Source organism: Arthrobacter sp. G119Y2 (genome assembly GCF_038069765.1).
Lineage (GTDB): Bacteria > Actinomycetota > Actinomycetes > Actinomycetales > Micrococcaceae > Arthrobacter_B.
Genome location: NZ_JBBPFS010000006.1, coordinates 90096 through 107655, shown reverse-complemented (window position 1 = coordinate 107655; position 17560 = coordinate 90096). Strand labels below are relative to the sequence as shown.

Here is a 17560-nt window from a genome sequence, read left to right as displayed (position 1 = left end):
GGGGCACTGGCCCCGGCGGCACCATATCCCGGGAGCAGCGCCGGTTTCCGGCGAAGCTGGCCGCTGCAACTAGACTGAGGGCATGTTGCCTATCAAAGATGATGCCGGAACACCTGCCGAGAAGCCCGCCGAACTAACGGCCAACCAGTGCTGGGACTACATCCGCCAAGCGGCCATCGGCCGGCTGGCCGTGGTAGTCGACCGGCATCCCGAGATTTTCCCGATTAACTTTGTCGTGGACAGGGGTTCGGTGATTTTCCGTACGGCTGAGGGAACGAAGCTCGCGGGCGCCCTTGAGGGTGGTGCGGTCGCTTTCGAAGTAGACGGATATGACGACCGCCTCGGCAAGGCCTGGAGCGTTGTCCTGAAGGGCAGAGCCGTGCAGCTGGAGAGCATTGAAGACATCCTGGCTTCCGAGGAGCTTCCGCTGTTCCCCTGGCAGGCCGGGGAAAAGAACCATTTCCTCCGGATCGAACCCGTGCAGACCAGCGGGCGCAGCTTCCTCATTAACAGTGCAGCCCGGCGGCACTATCTGCGCGGCAGCACTCCGCTGCCCTCCATCGAGTAAGGACACCGTGAGCAGTCCCCAGAACACCGGCACCCCGGTCATCCGCTTTGCCGATCTCCCCTCTGTCCCGTGGGGGAAAAACAACGGCCGCGTCAAGGAGGTGTCCTCCGGAACCGGGTGGCGCCTGAGCATTGCCTCCATCGACAAGCCCGGCGCTTTTACCCCGTTTCCCGGCAGCGACCGGATCACGGTGCCGGTCGAGGGCGAGCTGCTGGTGCTCACCGTTGACGGCGCTGAGCACGGGATGGAGAGGTTCCGGCCCTTCCGGTATTCCGGTGACTCCCCCGCCGAAGCAGCGCTGCCCACCGGGCCGGTGACGGTGCTGAACACCGTTGCTGACCGGGCCTCGACCGGAGCTTCCGTGCTGGTCGCCGAGCTCTCCAAGAAGAACCCGCAGACCATTGGCGAGGGACAGTTTGTGGTGCTGCTGCACGGCGCGGCAAGCGTCACCGCCGCCGACGGTTCAGCCTCGGCACTGGGCCCCCTGGACACCGTGGTTGGCGGGCCCGAGCGGCCTGCTGTCGTGGGCCGGGGCTTCGCCGCCGTCGTCTCGTTCTATGACCTGGACTGACGGACCGAACTCAAGGTGTGAGCCGACGGCCTGAACCCACGGTCTGCTCAACAAAAAAGGCGCCTGCTTCCGGAAGGAAGCAGGCGCCTTTTGGCTGGTGCTAGAGGCTAGCGTGAACGGCGTTCGTTCGACGCCGGAGCCGTTGCGCGGCGGGGGCCGGCACCGCGTGCGGGACGGCCTGCGCCCGTTGGTGCCTGGCTGCGGGAAGCAGCCGGCCGGCCGCCGCCGGCGGGAGCCACGTCACCGGCGCGCTGGCCGGTGGCCGGACGGCGGTTGCGGCCCGAAGCGGTGGAAGCAGCAGCGGCACCGCGGCGTCCGTCCTGCGACCGGCCGGCGCGGGGCGCATCGGGAGTGAAGTCGTTGCGTTCGCTGCGGTCGCTGCGTTCCGTGCGGTCAGCGGAGACACGGCCGCGTCCGCCGGATCCGCCCCGGCCGCCGGCACGGGGTGCGGTGGTGGAGCGGGCGGCGCGCTTGCGCTGTGCGTTGGCACCGGTGGACCGGCCGCCGCCCTGCTGGGGCGACTTCGACGCGAGCTGGGCGGCGCGCACATGCGGCTCCACAGCAGCGGCGCGGTCGCCGATCAGCTTGGCAATGGACGGGGAGTTGTGCGAGACCTTCTCGATCGAAACGTCCACGCCGGCAGCCTTCATCAGCTTGGACACTTCGCTCTTCTGCTCCGGCAGGGTCAGCGTGACCACGGTTCCGCTGGACCCGGCACGGGCCGTACGGCCTGAGCGGTGCAGGTAGGCCTTGTGCTCCGTGGGGGGATCGATGTGGACAACCAGCTCCACGTCGTCCACGTGGACGCCGCGGGCGGCGACGTCGGTGGCAACGAGCACGCGCACGTCACCGGAGGAGAATTCCGCCAGGTTCCGGTCACGGGCGTTCTGCGACAGGTTGCCGTGCAGGTCAACGGTCGGGATGCCGCTGTCCGTCAGGAACTTGGCCATCTTGCGTGCGTGGTGCTTGGTGCGCATGAACATGATGCGCCGGCCCTGGCCCGAGGCCAGTTCCTTGACCAGCAGTTTCTTTGCCGTCTGGTCCTGGACGAGCAGAACGTGGTGCTCCATGGTGGTGACCGCGGCCTGCGGATCATCCACGGAGTGCGTCAGCGGGTTGGACAGGTAGCGGCGGACAAGCTTGTCCACGCCGTTGTCCAGCGTTGCGGAGAACAGCATCCGCTGGCCCTTTTCCGGGGTGCGGTCCAGCAGCCGCTGGACTACCGGCAGGAATCCGAGATCAGCCATGTGGTCGGCTTCATCGAGCACAGTGATTTCAACGGATTCCAGGCTGATGACCTTCTGCTTCATCAGGTCTTCCAGGCGGCCCGGGCAGGCAATGACAATGTCAACGCCCGCCTTCAGCGCCTTTTCCTGGCGCTGCTGGGAAACGCCGCCGTAGATCACCGTGGTGACCAGGCCCATTTCCTTGGCGAGCGGCTCAATCACGTTGTTGATCTGTGTGGCCAGTTCGCGGGTGGGTGCCAGGACCAGGCCCAGCGGACGGTTCGGACGGCGGCGGTAGCCTGCTTCGGCTTCAGCCAGCCGGGCGACGAGCGGCAGCGAGAATGCAAGCGTCTTGCCCGAGCCGGTGCGGCCGCGGCCCAGCACATCGCGGCCCTTGAGGGTGTCGGGAAGTGTTTCAACCTGAATCGGGAATGCTTCGTCAATTCCGGAAGCGGAGAGGGAGGAAACGAGGACCTTGGGTACACCAAGGGCAGCAAAAGTAGTCATTAAAAGACAGGCAACTTTCGGTAAGTGGTCCCCAAAACCGTATGGCGCCGGGGGTTCGCCGAAGAAAAGTCAGACAGTGTCCAGGGCTTGGCCGGATAAGGGCCAGCGGGACAAAAGAAAGCGTTCATCGACGCAGGTTGTGCTGCTTACACACGCGGCTTTGAGGCGCGGCAGACACAACAACTTCGTCCAGTTTACCGGATTGCCCCCAGTTTCCTAATCGGCGGGTCCGCAGGCACCCCCGGGACGGCGCCGGGACAGCGCCGGAACAGCGCCGAGCGGCTGGAAACCGGCCCCCGTCCCAGCCGATAGCATTAACAGTGATGACTACTGAACCAGCCCTGCCCGACGCCGGCTCCCAGAACGCTGCGGATCCCGAATTTCCGGAACCCGCTGCCCCGGAGCACGGGAACGAAACCGGTGAAACCGGCGAAACCGGCGATCCCCGGCACTTCCGCTCACCGGTGTCGTTTGTCCGCCGCGGCTCCCGCCTCCAGGGACGCCGCCAGCAGGCATGGGATGAGCTCTCCGATCAGTTCGTCATTGACGTCCCCCGGGCCGAAGCTGACACGTCCGTTGATCCGGAGTACGTGTTCGACGCCGCTGCCGAGTTTGGCCGGACTGCTCCCCTGATCGTGGAAATCGGTTCGGGGCTGGGGGAAGCGGTAACTCATGCCGCCGAGCAGAATCCGGACAAAAACTACCTTGCCGTTGAGGTGTATCTTCCCGGCCTCGCCCAGACCCTGCAGCGCATCGGGCAGAAGGAACTGAGCAACGTCCGCGTGGTCCAGGCAAACGCCCCCGAGGTCCTGACCACCATGCTTCCCGCCGGGTCCGTGGACGAAGTCTGGGTCTTCTTCCCCGATCCCTGGCACAAGACCCGCCACCACAAGCGCCGCATGGTCAAGGAAGAATTCGCCGAACTGGTTGCGCGGGTGCTGGTGCCCGGCGGTCTCTGGCGCCTCGCCACCGACTGGTCCGATTATGCAGTGCAGATGCGCGAGGTCCTGGACGCCTCCGGGGCGTTCGTCAACCTGCACGCCGGGGAGCGCGCCGGCGAGGACAGCCCGCTGACCCGGGTGAACCGGGAAGGCCTGGAAAAGAAGGCGCCCGTGAACGACGTCGACACCCGCGGCGGCTGGGCACCGCGCTTTGACGGCCGCATCCTGACCAGCTTTGAGAACAAAGCCCACCAGGCAGGCCGCCTGATTTTCGATCTCACCTACCGCAAGGCCTAAGTTCCATGAATGAACCCAACGACGCCCGCGTCGGCCTCTACATCGACTTCGACAACATTGTCATTTCCCGCTACCAGCAGCTGCACGGCCGCAACGCCTTCCAGCGCGACGGCATCCGCAATTTTGACCGGCTGAGCCGTGACGCCGATCCCGAGGTGGCAGCCAAGCTGACCGCGGCGACGGTGGACTTCAACGCCATCATCGACTTCGCCGCCTCATTCGGCACGCTGGTGGTCAACCGCGCGTACGCCGACTGGTCGGTGCCGGTGAACGCCAGCTACCAGCGCCAGTTGATGTCCCGGGCCGTCGACCTCACCCAGCTCTTCACGACCACCACCCGGGGAACCAAGAACGGGGCGGACATCCGCCTCGCCGTGGACGTCGTCGAAGACCTTTTCCGGCTGCCGGACCTGACCCACGTCATCATTGTGGCCGGCGACAGCGACTACATTGCCCTCGCCCAGAAATCCAAGCGCCTGGGCCGCTTCGTCGTGGGCATCGGCGTCGCCGGATCGACAAGCACCTCCCTGGCCGCTGCGTGCGACGAGTTCGAAGACTATGACTCGCTGCCCGGCGTTGTGAAGGCAAGCGAGACTGCTCCGGCCTCCACCGAGGCCAGGGGCACTGCAGCCGCTGCGCAGGACCAGGCTCCGGACACCGCGCGGAAGCTGACCGTGGTTCCCATGTTCTCCCACACCGGGGATGCCCCGTTCGAAGAACCGGATACTGCGGAAGACATCGATCCCCGGACCCTCGCCACGGAACTCCTGGTGCGGGCACTGAAGATCGGCCATGCCAAGGGCGACGCCGACGAGTGGCTCAACACGGGCACCGTGAAGAACCAGATGCGGCGCATGGACCCGTCCTTTAACGAGAAGCCGCTCGGTTTCCGGTCCTTTACCGATTTCCTGTCTTCGCACGGGGATCTGGTGGAGCTGGACGAGGACGGCCCGCAGCGGCTCATCCGGCTGCGTCCGGAAGCGGATTCCCGGCTCTAAGGCAGGGAGGACAGAGCAGGGCGGTCAGCGAAGGGAGACCGCATCTCCGGCCCGCACCGTCCCGGCCCGCTGCACATACGCCTGCAGGCCGAATTCCGTGCGGTGGTGCAGGCCGAGCAGCTTCAGGGTTTTGCCGCCTTCGGTGACTCCTGCCTGGGCCTGATCGATCATCACGCAGCGGGGCATCCCCGGTCCCAGCCGGAGGACAACCTCATTCCCCAGGGCCAGTTCGGCCCCGGCCCAGCCGTCCTCGCAGAACGCCGGCTGGGCCCCGGTGTTGAGAATGATGTTGGCGCGGAACCGGCGCTCGTCCACCGCGGCGCCGGTGAGGTTCCCGAGTGCTGCCAGCGAGGACGTCGTGAGAAGGTGCAGGGGCGTCTCGTCGTGGTGCTGGACCGTGGTTTCGGGCCGCAGCTCCAGTGAACGGCCAAAGGCTTCGCTGAGGGCCCCGGATGCGGCGGGGTCGCCCGCCGCGAAACGGAGCCCTTCAGGACTTACGAGCAGCGGTTCTCCGCAGTCATCTTCCACCAGGGAGGACCACTGCATCAGGCCCGGGACCGGGCGGAAGCGCTGAGTCCGCTTGCCGCTGGCGATGCCGCCGTCGTCGGTATACACGGCCCATCCGCGGTCATGCAGCAGTCCCCGGCCGGTCACGGCGCAGCTGCGCACCGCCTGGCCTGCGGTTGATTTGACCGGGTAGCGGTAAAGCGCTTGGACCGTGCCTATCGGCGTTCCCTCATGCGGCATTCCGGCATTCTTTCACACGGGCCGGGATCCGCGGGTTGCCGGTTCAGCAAAACAGCTTGGCTGCAAACGGCCCGGGGCGGCATGCTTTTTCCATGGAGAGAAATGACGGCAGCACGCGTGATGCGCAGCAGTCCCCCGCCCACACCCGAGAGCCCTCCGGCGGAATCGAAGACTTTTGGGACCGGCGCTACGCGGAGATGAAAAGCCTGTGGAGCGGACAGCCCAACGGCGCACTTGTCCATGAGGTGGACGGGCTTGAGCCCGGGCGGGTCCTGGACGTTGGCTGCGGTGAAGGCGCCGACGCCCTGTGGCTGGCGGAACAGGGCTGGAACGTCACGGCGCTGGATGTTTCCCGGGTGGCGCTGGACCGGGCCGCCCGCGAGGCCGAAGCGCGCGGGCTCCGCGTGACGTGGCTGCATTCGGGCCTGGTCGAAGCGGCCCTGCCGGCCGGGTCCTTTGACCTGGTCTCCGCACAGTACCCGGCGCTGCTGCGCACGCCGGAGAACCTCGCGGAACACGCACTCCTGGACGCGGTGGCTCCCGGCGGTCTGCTCCTGGCCGTGCACCACCCGCTGCCGACCGCCGCCGAGGCCAAGGCCCGCGGCATGAATCTCGACGAATATGTGGGCCTGGCGGAAATCCGCGCACTCCTTGAGGGGAACTGGCGGATCGAAGTTGACGAAATCCGTCCCCGGCACGTTGCCGCCGGCGCCGGCGCGCACCATACCGAAGACGTCATCCTGAAAGCCCGCCGCCTGCGCTGAGCGTGCGGTGCCCGGAAAAGTTCCAAAACCCTCTTGTTGCAAACGGGTTTGTGATGCAAACTGCTTTGCAACCGGCGCAAAGCCGGCCGGATCTCTTCCGGAGGACAGCATGGAACGACAGTCAGCGGGCCTGCACCACGACGGCGGATCTCCCGCGGGCGGGCGCATGGACACGCCTGCCCCGGACCGGCCGCTGGACCCGGGGGCGGCCCTGGCCATCGTGGAGAACGCGGAACGCTCCACCCGCAGGCAGCTGACCGGCAACGCGGCCCTGATCTACCTGCTGTGGGGGCTGGCGTGGCTCACCGGGTACGGTGCGCTGGACGGCAGCAGGCGCGGGTGGCTTCCGCTCGAGCCGGCCTCCGCCCTCATCGTGCTGGGCGCGGCGCTGCTGATTGCCACCGCTGCCACAGTGGCCGTGTCGATCCGGGCCGCTCTGGGCATCAGGGGGCACAGCGCCTTCCAGGCCGGAATGTACGGTGCTTCATGGATCCTGGGGTTCCTCGTCATGGGCATCCTCAGCATGAGCATCGGCCGGGCGGTGGACGATTTCTGGCTGCGGGGCATGCTGATCAATTCGAGCGCGGTGCTGATTGTCGGCCTGCTCTACATTTCCGGCGGCACCGTCTACAACGATCCCCGCCAGTGCTGGCTCGGATTGTGGCTGCTGGCGGTCACCGCGGCCGCGCTCCTCTCCGGGCCGGATCATTTCCTGACCGTCAATCTCTACCTGGGTTCCGGGGGCATGCTCGCAGGCTCCCTCGCCGAATATCTCGGCACCCGGAGCCGGGCATCGGGGGTTCCCCGTGCCTGAACTGGATCCGGTCATCCACGCCGAATCGCGGCTTCGGGCCCTGACCACATTGAACGAGGTGGGCGAACGAAACCGCATCGCGTTCACCAAGCTGCGCGCCATGCTGGACATGACGGCGGGCAATCTTTCCACCCATTTGCGCAAGCTCGAGGATGCCGGCTACATCGAAATCACCAAGACCATCGAGGGCCGCTCCCCCGCCACCTATGTGGGCATCAGCGCCGAAGGGAAGCTCGCCTACGCGCAGTACCGCAAGGCGCTGAGGGACCTCCTCGCGGGGCCGGTGCCCGAGGGCGCCCCCCGGACCCGCGCCGAAGAACCGCAGCCGCACTGACCGTCGTCCCGCCGAACCCGTTTCCTGGAGGCAGCATGAGTGTGAACCCGAGTCCCGTCACCGCTGAGAGAGTTCCCCCCGAACGTCAGGCTGACGTGCTCGCAGCGGCCTCCTCCGTGAGGAAAAACTACGCAGGGAAACCGGCCCTGAACGGGGTGAGCCTTTCCATCCGCGCCGGTGAGGCCCTCGGGCTGCTCGGCCCCAACGGTGCCGGCAAATCCACCCTGCTGAACCTGCTGTGCGGCACCCGGACCCCCGACGCCGGGACGGTGGAACTCTTCGGCCGCAGCCCGCGGGATCCGGCGGCACGGCGGGAACTCGGGACCACGCCCCAGGCCACCTCGGTTCCGCCCACCCTGCGGGTCCGCGAGACCGTCGACTTTGTTGCCGCCCACTACCCGGACCCGGTGCCCACCCCCGAGCTGCTGGCTGACTTCGGGCTCTCCGACATGGCAGCCAAGCAGTGCGGCGGGCTCTCCGGCGGACAGCAGCGCCGGCTCATGGTGGCGCTGGCACTGGTGGGCCGGCCCCGGCTGGTGATCCTGGACGAGCCCACCACGGGCCTGGACGTGGAGGCCCGGGAGAATCTCTGGGAACGTCTGGGCCAGTACCGCCGGGACGGCGGAACACTGCTGGTCACCAGCCACTACCTCGAGGAGATCCAGGCACTGTCCGGGCGGGTGGTGGTCCTGAACGGCGGATCCGTCGTTGCCGACGGCACCGTTGATGATATCCGCAGCCATGTCTCCGTGAGCAAGGTGTCCTTCCGCACCGACCTGCCGCCGTCGTCGTTCGCAGCCCTTCCCGAGAGCGCCGGGGTCACGGCCGGACCGGGAAATTCAGTGACGGTGCTGAGCCGGGATGCCGATGAAACGGTGCGCCGGCTGGTCCGCGACAACGTTCCCTTTGCCCGCCTTGAAGTCCATGCCGCCAGCCTCGAAGAGGCCTTCCTTGCCCTCACCCACCAGCCCGCCGCCGGCCCGGAGCCGCTCGCGCGGAAGGAGCAGCCATGAGCGCAGTATCCGCCCCGGCACGCGGACGATCCCGGACGGAGCTGATCCGGGCCCACGCCAAGGCCCAGGTTTTGGAGCAGCTGCGGATTCCGATCTCGGTGATTTCCTCGACAGTGTTCCCCACCCTGGCCCTGGTGTTTTTCGTGCTCCCGCAGGAGGCAATCACATCCAATCCCGTTGCGTCGCTGATGGCCATTTCCCAGCTCGCCCTCTTCGGCGTCATGAGCTCGTTCCTCTTCAACTACGGCATCGGTGTTGCAGAGGAGCGCGCCAACCCGTGGAGCAGCTACGTGCGGACGCTGCCGGCGGGGGCCGTGCCGCCCACCGTCGGACGCGCCCTGACGGCCATGATGTTCGCTTTCTTCGCCCTGGTCCCGGTGATGCTGGTGGGCCTGTTCACCACCGCGGCACTGGAGGCCTTTACCACCGGGCTGGTCTCCTGGTGGCGGGTCCCGGCCGCGGTTGCGGTGTGGCTGGTGTGCGGCCTGCCGTTCCTGTTTCTGGGACTGCTGATCGGCTATCTGTGCACCTCAAAGGTGGCCATTGCAGTGACCCAGGTGGTGTTCTTTCCGCTGGCGTTTGCGGGCGGGCTGATGCTTCCGCCGGATCTGTTCAGTCCGGGACTGAACACGTTCTCCCTGTTCCTGCCCACCCGGGCCGCGCGGGATGTCTCGGTGGCGGTATTCTCCGGTGAACCGCTCGGGCCGGCCGCACTGCCGTGCCTGCTGGCCTGGACACTGCTCCTCGGCGCCCTGGCGGTCTGGGCCAACCGCCGCGACCAGGGCCGCCGGTTCCGCTAGAGGGACGGGACGTAGCCGCCGTCGGCGTAGTCCACGGGTTCCTGCTTCCCGGCCGGCAGGGCGCGCAGCTTGCCGCGCCGCTGAACCAGTGACGCCAGGCTGAGCTGGCTCGCGAAGGGGCGCGACGCCGGCGGCCGCTGTCCGCGGGTCAGGGTCACGACGTCGCCGGCCAGGCCGGCCGCGAAGACCCTGCTCCGGTCGGGGTTGCGCTGCTGCATGGATTCCAATTCCTCGGACAGTTCCTGGACCCGGGCGCGCAGCCCGGACACCTGGTTTTCGAGGTGCATGATGCGTTTGATGCCCTCCAGGGACACACCCTCCTGGGAGAGCCGCTGAACCTCGCGAAGCATTTCGATGTCATGCTGCGAATAGCGCCGTGACCTGCCCGGAGCGCGGCTGGGACAGACAATACCCAGCCGGTCGTACTGCCGCAGGGTCTGCGGATGCATGTCCGCCAGTTCCGCGGCAACGGAGATCACAAAAATAGGCGCATTGACATCGATGCCCATTGTTCCTCCTTGACAGCAGTTGAAGTAGTAACGATAACCCGGTTCGGCTCCCGGGGCACGGGAAACCGAACCGGGTGTGCGCTGCTAGAGCCGGGCCTTGGACGCCAGTCCGGCCCGGGGATCTTCGCCCTTTGTGGCCTCAGCGAAAGCTTCGACCGCCGCCCGGGCTTCCTTGTTCAGATGCGAAGGGACGGCGACGTCGATGGTGACCAGGAGATCACCGTCGCCCTTTGCGGTGTGGACGCCCCGGCCCTTCACCCGCAGGGTGCGGCCGGACGGGGTTCCCGCCGGCACCTTCAGCCTCACCTTGTCTCCGGTCAGGGTGGGCACCTCAATGGTGGCGCCCAGCGCGGCCTCCGGGAAGCTCACCGGTACGTGGATGCGGATGTTGTTGCCGTCGCGGACAAAGAAGTCGTGCGGGGTGACGTTCACCGTCACCATGAGGTCACCGTTGCCGGCCGCCCCGGGCTGGCCCTTGCCGCGGACACGGATCTTCTGGCCGTCCTTCACACCGGCAGGCACCCGCACTTCAACGACTTCGCCGCTGGGCTCGCGCAGGCCAATAACCGTTCCGTTGATGGACCCCGCGAAGGAAATGGTGGTGCTGGCCGTCCGGTCAGCCCCCTTCTGAGGCGGGGCCGAGCCGAAACCGCCGCCGCCAAAGCCGCCTCCGCCGAACAGATCGGCGAACTCGGGCGGGATGTTGCTGCCGCCCGGGGTGCTGTAGGTGGTGCGGCGGCCGCCGGGACGGGCGCCCTGGCCGAACAGTCCGCCAAACAGATCCTCAAAACCGGCGCCGCCGCCGGGGCCTGCACCGCCCGGACCGCCGGCGGAGAAGCGCGCCCCGCTGCCCATGGCACGGATCGCGTCGTACTGCTGGCGCTCTTCGGCGTCGGACAGCACCGAGTAGGCCTCGGACAGGTCCTTGAACATCCGCTCGGCGTTGGCATCGTCCTGATTCTGGTCCGGATGGTACTTTCGCGCCAGCTTCCGATAAGCCTTCTTGATATCGGCTTCCGACGCGTCCTTGGGGACACCCAGAATCTTGTAAAAATCCTTATCGACCCAATCCTGACTAGCCAATTGGAGTCCCCTTCCATAAATTCCTGCTCCTGCCCGGAACCCGTGGGGTTACGGGCAGGACGTGCACTGCGAAAAGAAAAAGGGTGCCCGGGGCCGTGACGGTCCCGGGCACCCGAGGTTACTGCTCCGGAACGGAGACGATAACCTGTGCCGCCCGCAGCACCCTGTCATTGGCCTTGTAACCGGCCCGCAGGATCTGCGTCACTGTATCCAGCTGGACGTCCGGGCTCTGCTGCTGAATCAACGCTTCGTGGATGTTCGGGTCGAACTCGACCCCCACTTCGTCGATCCTGCCCAGGCCGTACGTCTTCAGCGTGTTTTCCAGCTTGTTGGCGATCGAGGCAAACGGCCCGTCCGCCAGGTCGCCATGCTGGCGCGCTGCGTCGATGTCATCCAGGACCGGCATCAGGGAGTTCAGGACTCCGATGACAGCCATTTCCCGTGCAACGTCGCGGTCACGCTCCACCCGCTTGCGGTAGTTGACGTACTCGGCCTGCAGCCGCAGCAGATCGTTCCGCAGTTCGGCGGCTTCCGTGGAACCCGCTTCCTGCGGCTGGTCCGGCGCGCCGGCGCTGTTGAGGATCTGCTCGGCCTGGGCCAGGGCATCACCGTCAGCTCCGGCGTCTGCACCGGAAGCCGGAGCTTCCGATGCGTCAGCCGGTGAGCTGCCGGACCCCGCCGGCTGCCCGGCGGCTTCCTGCTCGTTGGGGTCGGGCTTCTCGTTGGGGTTTTCGTTCCCTGCCGTCATGATTACTTCTTGTCTTCGTCGTCAACAACCTCGGCGTCAACGATGTCTTCATCGCCCGCTGAGGAGGAGTCGGAAGCGCCGGCACCGCCCGCAGCACCGGCACCGCCTGCAGCGCCTGCGCCGTCAGACTGGGCCTGGGCGTAAATGGCTTCGCCCAGCTTGGTCTGCGAGGTCTGCAGCTTCTCGAACGCCGACTTCACTTCGTCGTCGTTCTCGGTGCCTTCCAGCGCCTTCTTCAGTGCGTCAACGTCGCCCTTGACCTCGGTCTTGACGTCTTCGGGCAGCTTGTCATCGTTGTCCGTAAGGAGCTTGTCCACGGAGTACGCCAGCTGCTCGGCGGAGTTGCGGACGTCGGCTGCCTCGCGGCGCTTCTTGTCCTCCGCTGCGTGCTCTTCAGCTTCGCGGACCATGCGGTCAATGTCTTCCTTGGAGAGGGAAGAGCCGCCGGTGATCGTCATGGACTGCTCGGCGCCGGTGCCCTTGTCCTTGGCGGACACGTGGACGATGCCGTTGGCGTCGATGTCGAAGGTGACCTCAACCTGCGGAACGCCGCGCGGAGCCGGAGCAATGCCGGTCAGCTCGAACGTGCCCAGCGGCTTGTTGTCGCGTGTGAACTCGCGCTCGCCCTGGAAGACCTGGATCGCCACGGACGGCTGGTTGTCGTCAGCGGTGGTGAAGGTTTCGCTGCGCTTGGTCGGGATGGCCGTGTTGCGCTCAATCAGCTTGGTCATCACACCGCCCTTGGTCTCGATGCCCAGGGACAGCGGGGTGACGTCGATCAGCAGAACGTCCTTGCGCTCACCCTTCAGGACACCGGCCTGCAGTGCGGCGCCGACGGCGACGACCTCGTCCGGGTTGACGCCCTTGTTCGGCTCCTGGCCGCCGGCCAGCTCCTTCACCAGTTCGGTGACGGCCGGCATGCGGGTGGAACCGCCGACGAGGATGATGTGGTCAATGTCGGAGACCTTGATGCCGGCCTCGGAGATGACGTCCTTGAACGGCTTCTTGGTGCGGTCCAGCAGGTCCTTGGTCAGGTCCTGGAACTTGGCGCGGGAGAGGTGCTCGTCCAGGTGCACCGGACCTTCGGGGGTGACCGAGAGGTACTGCAGGGAGATGTTGGTGGAGGTCGCGGAGGAGAGCTCCTTCTTGGCCTGCTCGGCGGCTTCCTTCAGGCGCTGCAGGGCGATCTTGTCCTTGGACAGGTCCGCACCCTTGGCCTTGGCCTGCTGCAGCAGGTAATCCACGACGCGCTGGTCCCAGTCGTCGCCGCCGAGGCGGTTGTCACCGGCGGTGGCGCGCACCTGGATGGTGGAGAAGTCGTCTTCGTCCTTGCCGACTTCGAGCAGGGAAACGTCGAACGTTCCGCCGCCGAGGTCGAAGACCAGGATGAGTTCGTCTTCCTTGCCCTTGTCCAGGCCGTAGGCCAGGGCTGCCGCGGTGGGCTCGTTGACGATGCGCAGGACGTTCAGGCCGGCAATTTCACCGGCCTCCTTCGTGGCCTGGCGCTCGGCGTCGTTGAAGTACGCGGGAACGGTGATCACGGCGTCCGTGACCTTTTCGCCCAGGTACGACTCGGCGTCGTTCTTCAGCTTCTGCAGGATGCGGGCGGAGATTTCCTGGGCCGTGTAATTCTTGCCGTCAATGTCCACCTTCCAGTCCGTGCCCATGTGGCGCTTGACGGAAGAGATGGTGCGGTCGATGTTGTTGACGGCCTGGCGCTTGGCGATCTCGCCTACCAGGACCTCACCGGACTTGGCGAAAGCAACAACCGACGGCGTGGTGCGGCCGCCTTCAGCGTTGGCGATAACGGTGGGCTCGCCGCCTTCAAGGACGGAGACAACCGAGTTGGTGGTTCCAAGGTCGATACCTACTGCACGTGACATGTTTGCTTCCTCTTTCCGTGGAAAACGACGCCGTTGGGAGGAATCACCCATCCCGCAGCGCGTCTTGAGCCTTCTGCACTCAACTTTACTCAGAGCATCGGCTTTGTCAACAAAGTTGAGCCTGATTGACTCAACTCTGTGTATCTGCCGGCCGGGTCTTGACGGCATCGGCGCGGGGCTTCCAGGCGCCAGGAAGGACACACGCCGCGAACTCCGGACAATCCGGTCCGCGGCCCGCGTATTCTCCTCCTATGGCTCCCGAACAGTATTCGCACGGCCACCACAGCAGCGTGGTCGGCGCCCACGCGGCACGGACCGCCGCTGATTCCGCCGCCTATCTGCTTCCATTCCTGGAACCCGGCCTGGCGGTGCTGGATGTCGGCTGCGGCCCGGGCAGCATCACCGCGGACCTGGCCAACCTGGTGGAGCCGGGTCCGGTGACCGGGCTGGATCCGTCCGAAGACGTTGTTGCTTCGGCGCGGAAACTTGCTGCCTCGCGCGGCCTGACGAACATCGGCTTCACGGCGGGCAACGTGTACGACCTGGACTACCCGGACGGAACGTTCGACGTCATTCACGCCCACCAGGTCCTCCAGCATCTGGCGGACCCGGTGGCGGCACTGCGCGAGATGCGCCGGGTGACCCGTCCCGGCGGCATTGTGGCGGTGCGCGACGCCGATTTCCACGGGATGAGCTGGTATCCCGAGCTTCCGGAGCTCATGGAATGGATGGATACCTACCAGCGGATTGCCCGCGGCAACGCTGCCGAGCCCGACGCCGGCCGACGGCTTGTGGCCTGGATCCTGGAAGCCGGTTTCACCGAGTTCGAGCCCTCCTCGTCGAACTGGCTCTATGCCACGCCGGAGCGCCGCGCCTGGTTCGGGGAGGGCTGGGCCGAGCGGGTGCTGCACTCCGCCTTCGCGGAGCAGGCCCTGGACCGTGAGTTGAGCGACCGCGCCGGGCTGGAACGGATGGCCGCAGGCTGGCGGCGCTGGTCGCAGGCCGCTGACGGCTGGTTCCTGCTGCCGTCGGGAGAAGTGATTGCCTGGGCCTGATAACCACTCGGTAGGCTGGAGGAATGTACCGAATCAGTGCGGTGTGCACCGGCAACATCTGCCGCTCCCCCATGGCCCAGTTTTGTTTGACCCGTGCTTTTGAAGACGCCGGCCTGGGAGCCCGTGTGAGCGTAACTTCCGCGGGCGTCACCGGGTGGGAGGCCGGACGCCCCATGGATGACCGCACCAGGGCCGAGCTGCTCAAGCACGGTTTTTCCGCGGCCGACCTTGCGCCGTTCCGGGCCCGCGCCTTCGAGCCGGAAGAGTTTGCAGCCCTCGACCTGATTCTGGCCCTGGACTACGGCCATCTGCTGGAGCTCCAGGACCTGGCCCGCACTGAAACGGACCGGGACAAAATCCGCCTGCTCCGCAGCTTCGATCCGGCCGCGGCCGGCCTTCCCCCGGAACAGCTCGGCATCGAGGATCCCTGGTACGGCGACATGCGGGACTTCGATTCCTCCTACGCCCTGATTACAGCCGCGGTCCCCGGCATCGTGCAGCATGCGGCCGCCGCCCTGGTCGCAGCTTCCGGCACCGCGGGCTAATGCCTCTTCCCTCCCCCACGGCCGCCGGCACCGCCGCCCTGCCGGTGATGATCGCCGTCGACGGCTTCTCCGGTGCCGGAAAAACGACTCTCGCCATTGAACTGGCCGCCGCCCTGCGCGCCCACCACCGGGTGTCCCTGTTCCATCTGGAGGATATCTATCCGGGCTGGGACGGCCTGGCCGACGGCATCGCCTACTACTGCGGGCAGGTCGCAGCGCCGCTGGCAGCAGGACGCCCGGCGGTCTGGCAGGCATGGGACTGGGACGCGGGCCGCTACGGTCCGGCCCGCACCACGGAGCCGGCGGAAATCGTCATAGTGGAGGGCGTTGGAGCCACCGCCGCCGCTGCGGGGCAGCTGCTTGACGCCGCAGTGTGGGTGCAGGCGCCCGCCGAGCTGCGCCGGGAACAGGCGCTGGAACGCGACGGTGAAACCTACGCACCGCACTGGGAGCGCTGGGCGGCGCAGGAACGCAGCTGGGCGGCCGCGGATCCCGCCGCGGAACGCGCGGACATCACCGTTGACCGGCAGCACCGGCGCGGAACTCCGGCGGAAGCCGCGGGTTATGTCCTGCGCGCCCTGGCTGATCTGTCCCTGCCGCGGCTGCAGCTGGCCCGGCCCGAAACAGGTGCCGCGTCCGCCGCCGTCCGCGTGCATCGGATCGAGGCGCAGCCCGATCCCGCAGAGTTGTTTGCCGCCCTGTACACGGACTCGGCGCGCGCGGTCTGGCTGGACAGTTCCAGCGCGGCGGCCCCCGGGCTTCCCGCGGGGTCCGGCGCCGCACACATTGCCGCGCGCAGCCGGTACAGCATCATGGCCGACGACGGCGGAGCGCTGGGCAGGTACGCCGAGCACCGCAGCGGCGTGACCACCGTGGTGTCCGGGCCGGTCACGGTGTCCCGCCCCGGTCCGTTTTTCCAGTGGCTGGACTCGGTGTGGGGCGAGCCCCGGGCCGCCGTACCCGAGGACTACCCCTGCGGATTCGCCCTGGGCTGGCTGGGTTTCCTGGGATACGAGCTCAAGCGCGAAACCGGCGGCTCCGACGCCGCTCCGCCCGCGGACGGGGCGCCGGACGCCGCCCTGCTTTTTGCGGGCCGGGCAGTGGTGCTGGACCACGAACTGCGCTGCCTGTACGCGCTGACACTGGGCGATGACGACGGCGCGTGGGCCGGCCGGGTCAGGCACGCAGCGCACGCTGCCGCCGGTGTCGGCGGTGTCGGCGGTGTCGGCGGTGTCGGCGGCGCGGGCTCCGGCGGAATTCCCTCCGTCCCGCAGGCTCCCGTCCGGCCGATTCAAAGCGCCCCGGAATTCACCGTCCGGGACAGCCGGGACTCCTATCTGGCAAAGGTCCGGTCCGCCCAGCAGGAAATTGCGGACGGCAATTCCTACGAAGTCTGCCTGACCACGTCCCTGAGCGCCCGGCTGTCGGTTCCGCCCGACAGCCGGACGCTGCTGGAGATGTACCGCGCACTTCGGCGGCGCAGCCCCGCACCGTTTGCTTCCCTGCTGCGGTTCGGCAGTTTCGCTCTGGCCGGCACCTCACCGGAGCGATTCCTGTCCATGGACGCCTCCGGGCTGATGCGCGCCGAACCCATCAAGGGAACCCGCCCGCGCGGCGCCACTGCGCAAGCGGACCGGGAGCTGGAGGAAGACCTGGTGACATCGCTGAAGGACCGCGCTGAAAACGTCATGATCGTGGACCTGCTGCGCAATGACCTGTCCCGTTCCGCAGTTCCGGGGTCCGTCACCGTTCCGCGGCTGTTCGCAGTGGAAAGCTACGCCACGGTCCATCAGCTGGTCAGCACCGTCGATGCCCGTCTGCTTCCCGAAGCGTCCCGGGCTGAAGCTGTTGCCGCCGCCTTCCCGCCCGGATCCATGACCGGCGCTCCGAAGATCAGCACCATGGCCATCCTCGACCGGCTGGAGGGTGCGCCGCGCGGCCCCTATTCCGGCGTCGCCGGCTGGTTTTCCCTCACCGGAGCCGCTGATCTTTCGGTGGTGATCCGCACCCTGGGGGTTCAGGGAAACTCGCTGACGCTGGGGGTGGGCGGAGCCGTCACTGCCGACTCCGATCCGGCAGCGGAATGGGAGGAAATCCGGGCCAAGGCCTTCGGCGTCCTCAGCGCACTGGGCGCCCGGTTCCCCGGCTGAGGAACGG

The 17560-nt window shown here is 67.1% G+C and carries 18 protein-coding genes; 12 read left to right on the top strand and 6 right to left on the bottom strand.

The annotated features are described in order from the left end of the window. Nucleotides 1-82 precede the first annotated feature (82 nt). Together WKB88_RS14140 and WKB88_RS14135 are read left to right on the top strand one after the other, a co-directional pair. A complete protein-coding gene (locus WKB88_RS14140; RefSeq protein ID WP_341395188.1) occupies nucleotides 83-568 on the top strand; it encodes a pyridoxamine 5'-phosphate oxidase family protein in 486 nt (161 codons plus the stop codon). A 7-nt stretch (nucleotides 569-575) separates the two neighbouring features. Next, on the top strand, nucleotides 576-1139 hold the full coding sequence (locus tag WKB88_RS14135; protein ID WP_341395187.1) for a HutD/Ves family protein: 564 nt from the start codon (nucleotides 576-578) through the stop codon (nucleotides 1137-1139). Between the two features lie 107 nt (nucleotides 1140-1246). Here the strand turns inward: WKB88_RS14135 and WKB88_RS14130 are convergent, their stop codons facing one another. Then, nucleotides 1247-2872 carry a DEAD/DEAH box helicase gene (locus tag WKB88_RS14130; protein ID WP_341395186.1) on the bottom strand — a complete coding sequence of 542 codons (1626 nt, stop codon included), beginning with the start codon at nucleotides 2870-2872 and terminating at the stop codon, nucleotides 1247-1249. Between the two features lie 323 nt (nucleotides 2873-3195). Between WKB88_RS14130 and trmB the strand changes: the two genes are divergently transcribed. Continuing rightward, complete coding sequence (gene trmB, locus WKB88_RS14125; RefSeq protein WP_341395185.1) at nucleotides 3196-4110, top strand: tRNA (guanosine(46)-N7)-methyltransferase TrmB; 915 nt, start codon at nucleotides 3196-3198, stop codon at nucleotides 4108-4110. 5 nt (nucleotides 4111-4115) lie between these two features. Then, on the top strand, nucleotides 4116-5108 hold the full coding sequence (locus WKB88_RS14120; RefSeq protein WP_341395184.1) for an NYN domain-containing protein: 993 nt from the start codon (nucleotides 4116-4118) through the stop codon (nucleotides 5106-5108). Nucleotides 5109-5132: 24 nt separating this feature from the next. Here WKB88_RS14120 and WKB88_RS14115 read toward each other — a convergent pair whose 3' ends face one another. Next, nucleotides 5133-5855 (bottom strand): MOSC domain-containing protein, encoded by a 723-nt coding sequence (locus tag WKB88_RS14115; RefSeq protein ID WP_341395183.1) that lies wholly within the window; start codon nucleotides 5853-5855, stop codon nucleotides 5133-5135. A gap of 92 nt (nucleotides 5856-5947) precedes the next feature. On the opposite strand from WKB88_RS14115, the gene WKB88_RS14110 reads away from it, so the two are divergent. The 5 genes from WKB88_RS14110 (at nucleotide 5948) to WKB88_RS14090 (ending at nucleotide 9580) form a co-directional block, all read left to right on the top strand. After that, a complete protein-coding gene (locus WKB88_RS14110) occupies nucleotides 5948-6619 on the top strand; it encodes a class I SAM-dependent methyltransferase (RefSeq protein ID WP_341395182.1) in 672 nt (223 codons plus the stop codon). A 109-nt stretch (nucleotides 6620-6728) separates the two neighbouring features. Further along, the gene (locus tag WKB88_RS14105) at nucleotides 6729-7433 is read left to right on the top strand and encodes a hypothetical protein (RefSeq protein WP_341395181.1); all 705 of its coding nucleotides are present in this window, start codon (nucleotides 6729-6731) and stop codon (nucleotides 7431-7433) included. Continuing rightward, a complete protein-coding gene (locus tag WKB88_RS14100) occupies nucleotides 7426-7767 on the top strand; it encodes a transcriptional regulator (RefSeq protein WP_341395180.1) in 342 nt (113 codons plus the stop codon). Before WKB88_RS14105 ends, WKB88_RS14100 begins: the two co-directional genes overlap by 8 nt. 35 nt (nucleotides 7768-7802) lie before the next feature. Continuing rightward, a complete protein-coding gene (locus tag WKB88_RS14095; protein ID WP_341395179.1) occupies nucleotides 7803-8780 on the top strand; it encodes an ABC transporter ATP-binding protein in 978 nt (325 codons plus the stop codon). After that, on the top strand, nucleotides 8777-9580 hold the full coding sequence (locus WKB88_RS14090) for an ABC transporter permease (protein WP_341395178.1): 804 nt from the start codon (nucleotides 8777-8779) through the stop codon (nucleotides 9578-9580). Before WKB88_RS14095 ends, WKB88_RS14090 begins: the two co-directional genes overlap by 4 nt. On the opposite strand, the gene WKB88_RS14085 is transcribed toward WKB88_RS14090, so the two are convergent. From WKB88_RS14085 to dnaK, 4 genes are all read right to left on the bottom strand, one after another. Next, the gene (locus WKB88_RS14085; protein ID WP_341395177.1) at nucleotides 9577-10089 is read right to left on the bottom strand and encodes a heat shock protein transcriptional repressor HspR; all 513 of its coding nucleotides are present in this window, start codon (nucleotides 10087-10089) and stop codon (nucleotides 9577-9579) included. The genes WKB88_RS14090 and WKB88_RS14085 overlap by 4 nt on opposite strands. An 84-nt stretch (nucleotides 10090-10173) precedes the next feature. After that, nucleotides 10174-11172 carry a DnaJ C-terminal domain-containing protein gene (locus WKB88_RS14080; RefSeq protein ID WP_341395176.1) on the bottom strand — a complete coding sequence of 333 codons (999 nt, stop codon included), beginning with the start codon at nucleotides 11170-11172 and terminating at the stop codon, nucleotides 10174-10176. A gap of 118 nt (nucleotides 11173-11290) precedes the next feature. Next, complete coding sequence (locus WKB88_RS14075) at nucleotides 11291-11920, bottom strand: nucleotide exchange factor GrpE (RefSeq protein ID WP_341395175.1); 630 nt, start codon at nucleotides 11918-11920, stop codon at nucleotides 11291-11293. A 2-nt stretch (nucleotides 11921-11922) separates the two neighbouring features. Next, on the bottom strand, nucleotides 11923-13803 hold the full coding sequence (gene dnaK / locus WKB88_RS14070) for a molecular chaperone DnaK (RefSeq protein WP_341395174.1): 1881 nt from the start codon (nucleotides 13801-13803) through the stop codon (nucleotides 11923-11925). Between the two features lie 251 nt (nucleotides 13804-14054). On the opposite strand from dnaK, the gene WKB88_RS14065 reads away from it, so the two are divergent. From WKB88_RS14065 to WKB88_RS14055, 3 genes are read left to right on the top strand one after another with little or no spacing between them, the layout of a single operon-like run. Beyond that, nucleotides 14055-14858, top strand: a complete 804-nt coding sequence (locus WKB88_RS14065; RefSeq protein WP_341395173.1) for a methyltransferase domain-containing protein — start codon at nucleotides 14055-14057, stop codon at nucleotides 14856-14858. A 23-nt stretch (nucleotides 14859-14881) separates the two neighbouring features. Beyond that, on the top strand, nucleotides 14882-15403 hold the full coding sequence (locus WKB88_RS14060; protein WP_341395172.1) for a low molecular weight protein-tyrosine-phosphatase: 522 nt from the start codon (nucleotides 14882-14884) through the stop codon (nucleotides 15401-15403). Continuing rightward, nucleotides 15403-17553, top strand: a complete 2151-nt coding sequence (locus tag WKB88_RS14055) for a chorismate-binding protein (RefSeq protein WP_341395171.1) — start codon at nucleotides 15403-15405, stop codon at nucleotides 17551-17553. The genes WKB88_RS14060 and WKB88_RS14055 overlap by 1 nt, the downstream gene beginning before the upstream one ends. Nucleotides 17554-17560: the final 7 nt, after the last annotated feature.

Bases quoted from the DNA above. Each gene is read 5' to 3' on its own strand.
- WKB88_RS14065 (WP_341395173.1), top strand. From the start codon at position 14,055: ATGGCTCCCGAACAGTATTCGCACGGCCACCACAGCAGCGTGGTCGGC.
- WKB88_RS14105 (WP_341395181.1), top strand. From the start codon at position 6,729: ATGGAACGACAGTCAGCGGGCCTGCACCACGACGGCGGATCTCCCGCG.
- dnaK (WP_341395174.1), bottom strand. From the start codon at position 13,803: ATGTCACGTGCAGTAGGTATCGACCTTGGAACCACCAACTCGGTTGTC.
- WKB88_RS14110 (WP_341395182.1), top strand. From the start codon at position 5,948: ATGGAGAGAAATGACGGCAGCACGCGTGATGCGCAGCAGTCCCCCGCC.
- WKB88_RS14055 (WP_341395171.1), top strand. From the start codon at position 15,403: ATGCCTCTTCCCTCCCCCACGGCCGCCGGCACCGCCGCCCTGCCGGTG.
- WKB88_RS14095 (WP_341395179.1), top strand. From the start codon at position 7,803: ATGAGTGTGAACCCGAGTCCCGTCACCGCTGAGAGAGTTCCCCCCGAA.
- WKB88_RS14090 (WP_341395178.1), top strand. From the start codon at position 8,777: ATGAGCGCAGTATCCGCCCCGGCACGCGGACGATCCCGGACGGAGCTG.
- WKB88_RS14120 (WP_341395184.1), top strand. From the start codon at position 4,116: ATGAATGAACCCAACGACGCCCGCGTCGGCCTCTACATCGACTTCGAC.
- WKB88_RS14130 (WP_341395186.1), bottom strand. From the start codon at position 2,872: ATGACTACTTTTGCTGCCCTTGGTGTACCCAAGGTCCTCGTTTCCTCC.
- WKB88_RS14115 (WP_341395183.1), bottom strand. From the start codon at position 5,855: ATGCCGCATGAGGGAACGCCGATAGGCACGGTCCAAGCGCTTTACCGC.
- WKB88_RS14075 (WP_341395175.1), bottom strand. From the start codon at position 11,920: ATGACGGCAGGGAACGAAAACCCCAACGAGAAGCCCGACCCCAACGAG.
- WKB88_RS14140 (WP_341395188.1), top strand. From the start codon at position 83: ATGTTGCCTATCAAAGATGATGCCGGAACACCTGCCGAGAAGCCCGCC.
- trmB (WP_341395185.1), top strand. From the start codon at position 3,196: ATGACTACTGAACCAGCCCTGCCCGACGCCGGCTCCCAGAACGCTGCG.
- WKB88_RS14085 (WP_341395177.1), bottom strand. From the start codon at position 10,089: ATGGGCATCGATGTCAATGCGCCTATTTTTGTGATCTCCGTTGCCGCG.
- WKB88_RS14060 (WP_341395172.1), top strand. From the start codon at position 14,882: ATGTACCGAATCAGTGCGGTGTGCACCGGCAACATCTGCCGCTCCCCC.